This is a genomic window from Comamonas sp. UBA7528 (assembly GCF_002479375.1).
GTDB lineage: Bacteria > Pseudomonadota > Gammaproteobacteria > Burkholderiales > Burkholderiaceae_C > Comamonas.
On sequence record NZ_DLMU01000005.1, the window covers coordinates 132,164 to 144,163 of the forward strand.

Genomic DNA, 12,000 nt, shown 5'->3' on the forward strand with positions numbered 1-12,000 from the left:
GCACGGCTTCAAGACCCCAGATAGGAAAAATCAGGAACGACATCGAATAGAAGCGAACATAGAATGCGCCACAACGTTTAGTGACAACTGCATGAAATCGGAGCCATGTGGCATCCGCGCCAGGGGGAAACCCCGTCATGCGCCCGTCACACAAACGCCATGCTCGCCCTTTAATATGGCTGGCATATCTCTCCCCGCATAGCAATCCAAGGAGTTCCTGCATGCAATTCAAGCGCCTGGCTTTGTCCGCCGCAATGACCGCAGCCGCCATCGGCACCGCCCACGCCGCCACCGAAATCCAGTGGTGGCACTCGATGACCGCCGTGAACAACGAATGGGTCAACGATCTGGCCAAGGAATTCAACGAAAGCCAGAAGGAATACAAGATCGTCCCGACCTTCAAGGGCGTGTACGACGAATCCATGACGGCCGCCATTGCCGCGTTCCGTTCGGGCAATGCCCCCCACATCCTGCAAGTGTTCGAAGTGGGCACCGCCACCATGATGGCTTCCAAGGGCGCCACCGTTCCCGTGGGCAAGGTGATGTCGGACGCCGGCGTGTCCTTCGACCCCAAGGCCTACATCCCTGCCGTGGCCGGTTACTACACTGCCCCCAACGGCCAGATGCTGAGCTTCCCGTTCAACAGCTCCACCACCATCTTCTATTACAACAAGGACGCCTTCAAGAAGGCCGGCCTGAACCCCGACAAGGCCCCCACCACCTGGCCTGAAGTGTTCGAAGCTGCCAAGAAGCTCAAGGCCAGCGGCCACAGCTGCCCCATGACCCTGGCATGGCAGGGCTGGACCCAGCTGGAATCCTTCTCCACCTGGCACAACGTCGAATTCGCGACCGAGCAGAACGGTCTGAGCGCCAACGGCCACAAGGCTCGCCTGAAGATCAACTCGCCCCTGCACGTCAAGCACATCGACAACCTGGCTGCCGCAGCCAAGGCCGGCGAGTTTGTGTACAAGGGCCGCGCCTCCACCGCCCAGGCTTCGTTCACCGCCGGTGAATGCGCCATGATCCAGACCTCGTCCGGTTTCTACGGCGACGTGGCCAAGAACGCCAAGTTTGCCTATGCACTGGCTCCCCTGCCCTACTACCCCGATGTGAAGGGCGCGCCCCAGAACACCGTGATCGGTGGCGCATCGCTGTGGGTGATGGCTGGCAAGAAGTCCGAAGAGTACAAGGGCGTGGCCAAGTTCTTCGAATTCCTGTCGCAAACCAAGGTCCAGGCCGCTTCGCACCAGCGCACCGGCTACCTGCCTGTGACCATGGCCGCCTATGACCTGACCAACAAGTCCGGCTTCTACCAGAAGAACCCTGGCACGGACACCGCCGTGACGCAGATGATCCGCAAGGTGACCGACAAGTCGCGCGGCATCCGCCTGGGCAACTACGTGCAGATCCGCACCATCGAGGACGAAGAACTCGAGCAGGTGTGGGCAGGCAAGAAGACCGGCCAACAAGCGCTGGACTCCATCGTGTCGCGCGGTAACGAACTGCTGGCACGCTTCGAGCGCTCTTACAAGTAATAAGTAATTCCCCTCGATTTGGGGGTAGAGCCGCTGCAGCCTCTGGCGCAGCGGCTTTTCACTGGGCACAATACGCGCAAATTCGCTAAAAAGCGTTTCGTTTCGTTTCGACTCGCTTCCCCACCTGCTGCGGTGGAGGCAGCGACCCTAGCCCCCCGCAGTTCCTTTCATGGGCAACGGCGGCTTTTGAGTTTGTGAATCCCATGGAAAAACGCGTACTTTTCCGGTCCAAATGGTTGCCCTGGTTGCTGATCGCACCCCAGCTGCTCATCATTGGCGTCTTCTTTTTCTGGCCCGCAGGCCAGGCCGTGCTCCAGTCATTCCAGATGGAAGACGCCTTTGGCATGAGCACCGAATGGGTGGGGCTGGATAACTTCCGCAACCTGCTCGCCGACCCGACCTACCTGAATTCCTTCAACCGCACGGCCCTGTTCTCGGTGCTGGTGGCTGGCGTGGGCATCGCTGTGTCGCTGGCCCTGGCCATCTTTGCCGACCGCATCGTGCGCTTCGCCATGGTCTACAAGACCCTGCTGATCGTGCCCTACGCCGTGGCCCCGGTGATCGCCGGCGTGCTGTGGGTGTTCCTGTTCTCGCCGTCCATCGGCGTGGTGACCTACTACCTGGGCAAGCTGGGTGTGAACTGGAACCACATGATGAACGACAACCAGGCCATGACCCTGATCGTCATCGCCTCGGTGTGGAAACAGATTTCCTACAACTTCCTGTTCTTCCTGGCGGGCCTGCAGTCCATTCCCAAGGCGCTGATCGAAGCCGCGTCCATCGACGGTGCCGGCCCCTGGCGCCGCTTCTGGAACATCCAGCTGCCGCTGCTGTCGCCCACCACCTTCTTCCTGCTGGTGATCAACATCGTCTACGCGTTCTTTGACACCTTCGGCATCATCGACGCTGCCACCCAGGGCGGCCCCGGCCAGTCCACCTCCATCCTGGTCTACAAGGTCTACCAGGACGGCTTCAAGGCGCTGGATCTGGGCGGCTCGGCAGCCCAGTCCGTGATCCTGATGCTGATCGTTGTCGTGCTGACTGTGGTTCAGTTCCGCTATGTTGAGAAGAAAGTGCAGTACTGATCATGGTTGATCGCAACCCCTGGCTGAATATCCTGTCCCATGCCGTGCTGATCCTCGGCGTGGCCATCGTGGCCTTCCCGCTGTACCTGGCCCTGATTGCCTCCACCCACACCGCGGAAGCCATCGTCCAGTCGCCCATGCCGCTGCTGCCCGGCGCCCACATGTGGGAAAACTACCGCGAAGCCCTGCTGGGCTCCGGCAAGCTCGGCTCGAACACCAACGTCGTGCACATGATGTGGGTCTCCTTCTGGGTGGCCATCATCATCACCGTGGGCAAGATCGCCATCTCGCTGCTGTCGGCCTTCGCCATCGTCTACTTCCGCTTCCCCTTCAAGATGGTCTGCTTCTGGGCCATCTTCCTGACGCTGATGCTGCCGGTGGAAGTGCGTATCCTGCCGACCTACAAGGTCGTGGCCGAGCTCGGCCTGCTCAACAGCTATGCCGGTCTGACCCTGCCGCTGATCGCCTCGGCCACCGCCACCTTCCTGTTCCGCCAGTTCTTCCTGACGGTGCCGGACGAGCTGGTGGAAGCCGCCCGCATCGACGGCGCCGGCGCCATGCGCTTTTTCAAGGACATCCTGGTGCCCTTGTCCAAGACTTCGATTGCCGCACTGTTCGTGATCCAGTTCATCTACGGCTGGAACCAGTATCTGTGGCCGCTGCTGATGACCACCTCGGAAGACATGTACCCCGTGGTGATCGGTATCAAGCGCATGCTGGCCGGTGGCGAAGCCGCCGTGGACTGGAATATCGTGATGGCCACCGCCATCCTGGCCATGCTGCCGCCCACGGCCGTGGTGATCCTGATGCAAAAGTGGTTTGTCAAAGGCCTGGTGGATACCGAGAAGTAAATCTCGACCAATCCTGACCCTGTTGGCTGCACCCACCACCTTGTGACCCATTGAACGAAATACGACTGTTATGGCTTCCATTTCCCTCAAGAACATCGTCAAGCGCTACGGCATCGGCAAGACTGCCGTGCCCGTCATCCACGGCATCAACGTCGAGATCAAGGACGGCGAATTCGTCGTGCTGGTCGGCCCCTCGGGCTGCGGCAAGTCCACGCTGCTGCGCATGATTGCCGGCCTGGAAGAAATCACCGATGGCGATCTGGTCATCGGCGACAAGAAGGTCAATGACCTGGAACCCGCCAAGCGCAACATCGCCATGGTGTTCCAGAACTACGCGCTGTACCCGCACATGAGCAACTACGAGAACATGGCCTATGGCCTGAAGCTCGCCAAGGTGCCGGAAGACGAGATCAAGCGCCGCGTGGACAAGGCGGCCAAGATTCTGGAACTGAGCCACCTGCTGGACCGCAAGCCCCGCCAACTGTCCGGCGGCCAGCGCCAGCGCGTGGCCATGGGCCGCGCCATCGTGCGCCAGCCCCAGGTGTTCCTGTTTGACGAACCCCTGTCCAATCTGGACGCCAAGCTGCGCGGCCAGACCCGCCTGGAAATCCAGAAGCTGCACGCCGAGCTGGGCATCACCAGCCTGTTCGTGACCCACGACCAGGTCGAGGCCATGACCCTGGCCCAGCGCATGGTGGTGATGAACGGCGGCCATGTGGAACAGTTCGGCACGCCCGAAGAGGTCTACCACACCCCGGCCTCCACCTTCGTGGCCGGCTTCATCGGTTCGCCTCCCATGAACCTGCTGAAGCACTCGCCCAATGGCAAGCCCGGCCTGATTCTGGGCATCCGCCCCGAGCACATCGACCTGGTCGAAACCGGCGGCGTGGAATTCAAGGTGCACACCGTGGAACTGCTGGGTGCCGAGCGCCTGCTGTACGGCAAGGTGGGCGATGAGGACGTCACCGTCCGCATCGAAGAAGGCAAGCCCTTCCCCAAGCCCGGCGAAACGGCCCGCATCTCGGCCCGCGAAGACCGGCTGCACTGGTTCAACGCCGAAACGGGAAAGCGCGCATAAAGCCCGCCCCCGGGCTCACTGAATCCTGAAAGAAGAGCACCCCAGGCCCAGCTTGTGGTGCTCTTGTCACGTTCGCACTGGCAAGACTATGACTACTGCATTGAAACCCTGGCCCTACCCCCGTTGGGTGGCCCACCGCGGCGCCGGCAAGCTGGCACCGGAAAACACCCTGAGCGCCTTCCGCCTGGGCGCCCTGCACGGCTACCGCTTCTTCGAATGCGATGCCAAGCTCAGCAGCGACGGCGTGCTGTTCCTGATGCACGACGCCACGCTGGAACGCACGACCAACGGCCACGGCATCGGTGGCGAGCTGACCATGGGCCAGATCGCCGAGCTGGACGCCGGCAGCTGGCATTCGCGTACCTATGCGGGCGAAGCGCTGCCCACGCTGGAGGCCCTGGCCCGCTGGTGCCTGGCCAACCACCTGCACCTGAATGTGGAAATCAAGCCCACGCCCGGCCAGGAGCTGGAAACCGGCCGCGCCTGCGGTGTGCTGATGAACCGCATCTGGCCCCAGGCGGAAGTGCCGCCGCTGTTCACCTCGTTCAAGCCGGACTCCCTGCGCGGCGCCCGGGAAGTCGCCCCCCACATTCCGCGCGGCCTGCTGGTGGACAAGCTGGCCGATGGCAGCGGCGATGCCGAACTGCAGACCGCCCTGGAGCTCGATTGCAGCGCCATGGTGCTGAACCACGCCCTGTGGACCCCCGAGCTGGTGGCCAAGGTGCACGGCGCCGGCCTGCGCTGTAGCAGCTACACGGTGAACGACGAATGGGCCGCCCAGCGCCTGATCGACCTGGGCACGGACGGCATCATCACCGACCGCGTGGACCTGTTCAGCCCGGCGCAGACCCACAGCCAGCTGTAAGCAGGAGCATCGTCAACAAAAAAGCCCGGCAGTCCCGGGCTTTTTTGATGGCGGTGCCTTCTGTGCGCAGGCCTTGGCATGGACCCCGCCCTCCCTGTGCCCACGCCGCACCGGAGCAGCGACGACAAGGCGAAGAGGCAAGGACCCTGGCGGTCAATCCATCTTCGTGCCGGAGGACTTCACCGCCGCCGCCCAGCGCGGCAGCTCGCCGCCCAGGAACTTGGCGAAATCGTCCGCGCCCAGGAAGGCCGGGTCGGCCCCCTGGGTCACCATGCGCTCGCGCACATCGGTGTTGTTCATCACCTGCTGGAAGGCGTCGCTCAGCTTGGCCACCACGTCCTTGGGCGTGCCGGCCGGGGCCAGGAAACCGTAGAACCCCACCACCTCAAAGCCCTTCAGGCCGCTTTCGATGGCCGTGGGCGTATCGGGCAGTGCGGGGTTGCGGGTCTTGCTGGTCACCGCCAGGGCGCGCACCTTGCCCTGCTTGTGGTAGTTGGCGGCCTGGGGAATGCTTTCGGCCATGAACTGCACCTGGCCGCCCATCAGGTCGGCAAACGCCGGGGCACTGCCGCGATAGGGGATGTGCACCATGTGCGTGCCGGTGGCGATCTTGAACATCTCGGGCACCAGGTGGCTGATGCCCCCGTTGCCGGCCGAGCCATAGTTGACCTTGCCGGGATTGGCCTTGGCGTAGGCAATGAATTCCGGCAGCGTCTTGCTCGGCACCTGGTTGTTGACCAGCAGCGCCAGCGGCTGCATGGCGGTGCGGGCAATGGGGGTGAAGTCCTTCAGCGTGCCATAGGGCAGCTTGGGGTAGAGCGCAGGGTTGATGGCCATCACGCCGGTGTTGGCCACCATCAGGGTATGACCGTCGGCCGGTGCCTTCATCACGTCCTGCGCGCCCACGGTGCCGCCGGCACCGGGCTTGTAGTCCATCACGATGGGCTGACCCAGCACGGCCTGCAGCTTGTCGCTCAGCAGGCGGGCATGCTGGTCCAGCGGGCCGCCGGCGGGAAAGCCCACCACCACGCGGATGGGTTTGCTGGGAAAAGTCTGGGCCAGGGCCTGGCTCTGGGCCACGGACAGCAGAGCGCCGGCCGCCAGGGCCAGGCTGGTGCGCACGATTTTTTGCATGGTGTTGTCTCCCGTTTTTTTGGCAATGCAAGGTCTGCGCAGGCCGCTGCGAACAGCCCACGCAAATCCGGCCCCTGCAGGGGCCGTTGGCGCGATTGTAGAAACGGGGGCCGTGCAGACAGACGGGGGCAACCCCAGCTGTCAGCCTGTGCAAGCTGCCTGGGCGACAGCGGCATCCCCACCGCCGTGGCCCCAGGCAGGGCCATCAGCCACGTACGGGCAACTGCTGGCGCACGTAGTCGCTCACCACGGCCATCACTTTTTGCAGGTTCTGGCGCAGCGGCTCAAAGCCGGCGTTGGGTTCGCGTGTGGCTTCGTCCATGTACAGCGGGCGGTTGATTTCGATCTGCATGCTGTGGCGTTGCAGCGGGTCTGCCGTCAACTCGCGCAACCATACTCTCAGCCGTGTCTCGTGCACATCAAGGTCGCGCGCAACTTGCGCCACTGCAACGCCTCGTTCGATCACCAGCTTGACCGTTTCAATCTTGAATTCCCGGCTGAATTGCCGTCTCGCTCCCATAACCCACCTCAGGTTTCATCTTCCACCTCAACAAGGTGTCTTTGAAACCGGCAATAGCCCACCTGTAGAAAGCATAGGCCTCCTGCATCTTCTGATGTGAGGCTTCCCACTGCGCAATGCGCTCCGCATCCTTGAGTTTTGGACGCACGGACTGGTAACCATGTTCAAGCCCAGCGAATACCTCGTCGAGGGTTAGCCCGTACTTGAAGTTCGGAGCACTCAGCATGACCCATGCAAAGCCCGTCTCGTGTTTCGGAGTAGCCCTCTCGCTTGTAGCGCAATGTCATAGATTCAATGTCCGTTACTGACCCGCATTCTGGCCGACGGCCATGCAACTCAGCGCAGGATCAAAGTACCGTCGACCAGGTCGAACGCTTCACCGTTGACAGCAGTAATCGTCCCTTCAAAGAGAAGGTCGAGCTTGTGCTCTGGGTCCCAATGCGGGTTGACGTACACGCTTGCGACGAGTTCGTCGTCCACCACAAGCGCGACTGATTCTACCTCGTTCATGACCTCGGCTCTGGCCAGCCCCCCAGGGACATCCCAGAAGTCGAGCCACTCATTAGCCTCGGCGTACCGGTAGTGCGCGTAGATGAGGTCCAGGATGTGTTCCGCATTTTGCTTCGCGTACTCGACGAGCTTCGACACCAACTCAAGCATCGCCGAGCTCGGCCGCCCACCGGCCGGCATCTGGAGCTCGACGGCCATGTCGCCGATGGATGTGTGAACGACCGGATTCGATAACCAAGGGCTCATGGCGTATGGGGATAGGGAATTAGTTCGGAGCGAAATTCCGACCGAAGTCGGGAGGTCCGGTGTTGGCCGACTGTAGCCTGTGAGCGGCTACGCCGCATCATCGGCATAGCCGTCGGTGGACGGGGCCTGACGCAAGGACGCGCCATAGCTCGCGACGACGGCCTCGGCCTGCTTCAGGAAGCGTACAGCGTCCTCGGACGGCCGAAGTTTTGTGAACACATCGATGACCAGCGGCGCGCCTTTGGCGTTGGGGAATGAGGCATAGATTTCACCGGACTCGATGAAGCCAAGGTACAGGTTAATTTTCTCCTGCAGCAGTCGGAGGTGTGCCGTGTCCCAGTGCAAATGATCCGTGATAGTGAGATACACCGCGCCAGTCGCCTTGTCTGTCCCAATGGCGTCAACGATGGAGGTGTTTTCGACGGTCATCGGGAGCTACGTGCGAAGGTCAGGTTGTGGCCGATTGTCGTCGTACCGCAGTCGCCGCCCACCATCCGCCAGGGCCAGGCTGGTGCGCACGATTTTTTGCATGGTGTTGTCTCCCGTTTTTTTGGCAATGCAAGGTCTGCGCAGGCCGGTGCGAACAGCCCACGCAAATCCGGCCCCTACCGGGGCCGTTGGCGCGATTGTAGAAACGGGAACCGTGCGGACGGACGGGGGCAACCCCAGCCGTCAGCCTGTGCAAGCTGCCTGGGCGACAGCGGCATGCACGCCGCCGTGGCCCCAGGCAGGGCCATCAGCCACGTACGGGCAACTGCTGGCGCACGTAGTCGCTCACCACGGCCATCACTTTTTGCAGGTTCTGGCGCAGCGGCTTAAAGCCGGCGTTGGGTTCGCGCGTGGCCTCGTCCATGTAGAGCGGGCGGTTGATCTCGATCTGCATGCTGTGGCGCTGCAGATGGGGCTGGCCGATGTCGGCCAGCAGCGCGACGCCCTTGTAGGGTTCGTTGTAGGCCACGCTGTAACCCTGGGCTTGCAGCGTGTCACCGATCAGGTGGATGAACTCCGGCGCGCAGGTGGTGCCGTCCCGGTCGCCCAGCACAAAATCCGCCAATTGCTTGTCCGGCGTACCCAGGCGCTGGTAGACATCGCTGGGCATGGAGTGCAGATTGATGTGCCACACACCGCCAAAGCGGTCCACGCTCCAGCGGATGGCCTGGCTCACCGCCGCATGGTAGGGGCGCCAGTAGCGCTCGATGCGCTGCTGCACCTCGGCCACGCTCAGCTTGCGGTCGTACACCGGGGTGGACTGGCCGGCCTGGCTGATGCGCTCCCACACCAGGCCCAGGCCCTGCAGCGTCTTGGGACCGGGCTGCAGCGCCACAGGCCACTCCCCGTCCAGCATGGCGGGGTTGATGTCCCCTTCCGCGCGGTTGGGGTCGATGTAGGTGCGCGGGAACGTGGCCTCGATCAGCGTGGCGCCGTAGTCGGGCAGGGCATCCCACAGACGGTGCACATGGGTGTCTTCTCCGCGGCGCAGCAGCGCCAGGGGCACCGCCACACCGAAGTCGGCCGGGTAGGCGGTACCGCTGTGCGGCGAATCGCACACCAGCGGCAGTACCGCGCCCTGGGGCGGGCGCACCACCACCGGCTGCTGGGGCAGGGGTTGCAGGAAATCAGGCAAGGCAGCAGTCGCAGTCATCAGTTGATTTTGATGTTGGCGCGCTGGGCCACGGCGGTGTAACGGGCAATGGCCGTGTCGATCTGCTTGGCAAACTGTTCGGGCGTGTTGGCCATGCCTTCACCGGAGATTTCCTTTTGCTTGGCCAGGTAGGCAGGGTCCTGCATCGCCTTGTGTGCCGCGGCATTGAGCTTGGCGATCACGGCCTTGGGCGTGCCAGCCGGGGCCACCAGACCGAACCAGCCGCCGTCGCCCATCTGGGCATAGCCCAGCTCGGTGTAAGTCGGCACATCCGGCAGCACCTCGGCACGCTTGAAGGCCAGCACGGCCAGCGGACGCAGCTTGCCGGCCTGGATGTTGGACAGCGAGGAGGGCAGGTTGTCCGTCATGGCGTTGACCTGGCCGCCCAGCGCATCGGTCAGGGCCTGGCCTGCGCCCTTGTAGGGGATGTGCAGCAGTTCGATGCCCGCCAGATTCATGAAGTTCTCGATGTTGGCGTGGCCCAGCGAACCGGTGCCGGGCGAGGCGAAGGTGTACTTGCCGGGATGGGCCTTGGCCAGGGCAATGAACTCCTTCATGGTCTTGGCCGGCACGCTGGGGTGGACCACAAACACGCTGGGCACGCTCATCACATTGGTGATGGGGGCAAAGTCCTTCTTCGCGTCATACGGCAGCTTGGTCATGATGGCCGGATTGGCGCCGTGGGTGGACACCGTCGCCATGCCGATGGTGTAGCCGTCCGGTGCGGATTTGGCGATTTCCGAAGCGCCAATCGAGCCGCCGGCACCGCCCTTGTTCTCGATCACCACGGTCTGGCCCAGGATGGGGCCCATCTTCTCGGCCAGCAGCCGGGCCACCATGTCGGTGGAACCGCCAGCGCCAAACGGCACGATCAGCCGGATCGGTCGGCTGGGGTAGACGGCGTCGGCCGCAAAGACAGCGGGCGCCAGGGCGCTCAGGGCGGCGGCAGCGGCCACGGAAGCCAGCAGGGTACGGCGCAGTTGCATGGGGGTGCTTCTCCTCAGAATTCGGGGATTGTTGTGAATGCGACCATTCTTGGCTGCGGCGCACCTGGCGAAAAGGGACAAAAAGGCACGCATGCATTACCAATGCTCATAATGGGCGCAAAAGCTGCTTGCAGGGATGGTGCTCCTCGGCATCCTTCTGCTTCCCGACCCCCATGCGCATCCAGTCTCCTTCCCTGTCCGAACTCCATGCCTTTGCCCAGGCGGCGCGCCTGGGCAGCTACACGCTGGCGGCCGAGCAGCTGAGCGTCACCCAAGGCGCCATCAGCCGCGCCATCGCCCGGCTGGAAGAGCATCTGGGCTTTGCCCTGTTCGAACGCCTGGGACGCCGCAGCGTGTTGAGCACCGCCGGCCGGCAGTATCTGGACGCCATCGGCCCGGCCATCTTCACCATCGAATCTGCCACCGCCGCCATGCGCCGCCGCCGCAGCGGGCGGCAGCTGCGTCTGTCGGTGCCGCCCACCCTTTTCAGCCACTGGCTGATTCCGCGCCTGCCAGATTTCACCGCTCGCCATCCCGGCACGGTGCTGAGCTTTGCCCCCTACCGCCGCGACGACCCGCTGACCGATCCCCAGACCGATGCCTGGGTGCGCATCGGCGCCGACCCGTGGCCGGACCAACTGGCTGCCGACTACCTGGTAGGGCAGGACCTGGTGCCCATCTGCCGTCCCCAGGACATGGAAGGCGCACAGGCCATCCGCAGGCCCGAAGACCTGATGGTCCGCCCCCTGCTGGCCCATACCAACTACCCCGATAACTGGGCGCGCTGGTTCAGCAAGATGGGCTGCGAGGATCTGTGTCCCGCGCCGGTGGCTGACTTCGAGCAGGTAACGCTGCTGGTGCAGGCCGTGATTGCCGGCATGGGCGTGGCCGTGGTGCAGCGCTGCCTGATCGAGGAGGACCTGGCGAGCGGGCGCATTGTGGTGCCGGTGCAACGGGCATTCCGCATCGAGCGCGGCTACTTTCTCTGCCGCCCGGCCCAGCGCCCCGCCAGCGCCGAGCTGCAGGATTTCCGCCACTGGGTGCTGGAGCAGGCGGCCCTGGACCGTGCGGCGCAGCCACACGGGGCAGCCGCCGAGCCGCTCTAAAAGCGCTTTTTATGTAGCAGTCCCAAGCCCCCAGTTCTCCCGCCCGCGCGGCGCTATACCCCTGAGGTCAGCAGATATATGGGGGTGGCCAGCCGGCCTGCTCCAGAGCGGTTGTCCACCGCCTTCGCCACCCGCGCTAGGCTTTCCAGCCGCGCAGCAGCAGCCACTGGCAGCTGCCCATAGCCAGCACCAGCAGTGCGTAGGTGGCCAGCTTGCCGTCACGGCCCCATAGCGCCAAACACAGGCCCAGCACAGCTGCGCCGAGAACGGCGTTGAGCAGCATCTGCTCCCACAGGTTCACCAGCGGCGTGGCCGAGCGCCAGAAGATTCGCCCTCCCACGCCCAGCAGCACCGCCAGAAAAACGGCCGGTGCCAGAAAATTGAGCAGGTGGTTGAGGAAGGTCAGGGCAGGCATGAAAATGACACAGATCAAGTCTTTGCG

General features: G+C 63.5%; 13 protein-coding genes and 1 pseudogene. 6 read left to right on the forward strand and 8 right to left on the reverse strand.

Features of this window, described 5'->3' with window-relative positions:
- Nucleotides 1–221: 221 nt before the first annotated feature.
- The 5 genes from ugpB (at nt 222) to ugpQ (ending at nt 5,414) form a co-directional block, all read left to right on the forward strand.
- Entirely contained in the window at nt 222–1,535 is a 1,314-nt protein-coding gene (ugpB, locus tag B3349_RS06465; RefSeq protein ID WP_291587430.1) for a sn-glycerol-3-phosphate ABC transporter substrate-binding protein UgpB, read from the forward strand.
- A 203-nt stretch (nt 1,536–1,738) separates the two neighbouring features.
- The gene (ugpA, locus tag B3349_RS06470; RefSeq protein ID WP_291587432.1) at nt 1,739–2,620 is read left to right on the forward strand and encodes a sn-glycerol-3-phosphate ABC transporter permease UgpA; all 882 of its coding nucleotides are present in this window, start codon (nt 1,739–1,741) and stop codon (nt 2,618–2,620) included.
- A gap of 2 nt (nt 2,621–2,622) precedes the next feature.
- Nucleotides 2,623–3,471 carry a sn-glycerol-3-phosphate ABC transporter permease UgpE gene (ugpE, locus tag B3349_RS06475; RefSeq protein ID WP_066540570.1) on the forward strand — a complete coding sequence of 283 codons (849 nt, stop codon included), beginning with the start codon at nt 2,623–2,625 and terminating at the stop codon, nt 3,469–3,471.
- Between the two features lie 70 nt (nt 3,472–3,541).
- A complete protein-coding gene (locus tag B3349_RS06480; protein ID WP_066540567.1) occupies nt 3,542–4,549 on the forward strand; it encodes a sn-glycerol-3-phosphate import ATP-binding protein UgpC in 1,008 nt (335 codons plus the stop codon).
- An 88-nt stretch (nt 4,550–4,637) separates the two neighbouring features.
- Nucleotides 4,638–5,414 carry a glycerophosphodiester phosphodiesterase gene (gene ugpQ, locus B3349_RS06485; protein ID WP_291587435.1) on the forward strand — a complete coding sequence of 259 codons (777 nt, stop codon included), beginning with the start codon at nt 4,638–4,640 and terminating at the stop codon, nt 5,412–5,414.
- Between the two features lie 153 nt (nt 5,415–5,567).
- Here the strand turns inward: ugpQ and B3349_RS06490 are convergent, their stop codons facing one another.
- The 7 genes and pseudogenes from B3349_RS06490 to B3349_RS06525 form a co-directional block, all read right to left on the reverse strand.
- The gene (locus tag B3349_RS06490; RefSeq protein ID WP_291587436.1) at nt 5,568–6,548 is read right to left on the reverse strand and encodes a Bug family tripartite tricarboxylate transporter substrate binding protein; all 981 of its coding nucleotides are present in this window, start codon (nt 6,546–6,548) and stop codon (nt 5,568–5,570) included.
- A gap of 331 nt (nt 6,549–6,879) precedes the next feature.
- Nucleotides 6,880–7,068: pseudogene (locus B3349_RS06500) on the reverse strand (transposase); the annotation flags it as partial.
- Entirely contained in the window at nt 7,028–7,294 is a 267-nt protein-coding gene (locus tag B3349_RS06505) for a hypothetical protein (protein WP_291587437.1), read from the reverse strand. The pseudogene B3349_RS06500 and the gene B3349_RS06505, both read right to left, overlap by 41 nt.
- 110 nt (nt 7,295–7,404) lie before the next feature.
- Nucleotides 7,405–7,824, reverse strand: a complete 420-nt coding sequence (locus B3349_RS06510) for a hypothetical protein (RefSeq protein WP_291587438.1) — start codon at nt 7,822–7,824, stop codon at nt 7,405–7,407.
- Between the two features lie 87 nt (nt 7,825–7,911).
- Nucleotides 7,912–8,253 carry a DUF6572 domain-containing protein gene (locus tag B3349_RS06515; RefSeq protein WP_291587439.1) on the reverse strand — a complete coding sequence of 114 codons (342 nt, stop codon included), beginning with the start codon at nt 8,251–8,253 and terminating at the stop codon, nt 7,912–7,914.
- 307 nt (nt 8,254–8,560) lie between these two features.
- Nucleotides 8,561–9,466 (reverse strand): N-formylglutamate amidohydrolase, encoded by a 906-nt coding sequence (locus tag B3349_RS06520; RefSeq protein WP_291587440.1) that lies wholly within the window; start codon nt 9,464–9,466, stop codon nt 8,561–8,563.
- The gene (locus tag B3349_RS06525; protein ID WP_291587441.1) at nt 9,466–10,452 is read right to left on the reverse strand and encodes a tripartite tricarboxylate transporter substrate binding protein BugE; all 987 of its coding nucleotides are present in this window, start codon (nt 10,450–10,452) and stop codon (nt 9,466–9,468) included. Before B3349_RS06525 ends, B3349_RS06520 begins: the two co-directional genes overlap by 1 nt.
- 173 nt (nt 10,453–10,625) lie before the next feature.
- On the opposite strand from B3349_RS06525, the gene B3349_RS06530 reads away from it, so the two are divergent.
- The gene (locus tag B3349_RS06530) at nt 10,626–11,558 is read left to right on the forward strand and encodes a LysR substrate-binding domain-containing protein (protein ID WP_291587442.1); all 933 of its coding nucleotides are present in this window, start codon (nt 10,626–10,628) and stop codon (nt 11,556–11,558) included.
- Between the two features lie 136 nt (nt 11,559–11,694).
- Here B3349_RS06530 and B3349_RS06535 read toward each other — a convergent pair whose 3' ends face one another.
- Nucleotides 11,695–11,973, reverse strand: a complete 279-nt coding sequence (locus tag B3349_RS06535; protein WP_280011671.1) for a hypothetical protein — start codon at nt 11,971–11,973, stop codon at nt 11,695–11,697.
- Nucleotides 11,974–12,000: the final 27 nt, after the last annotated feature.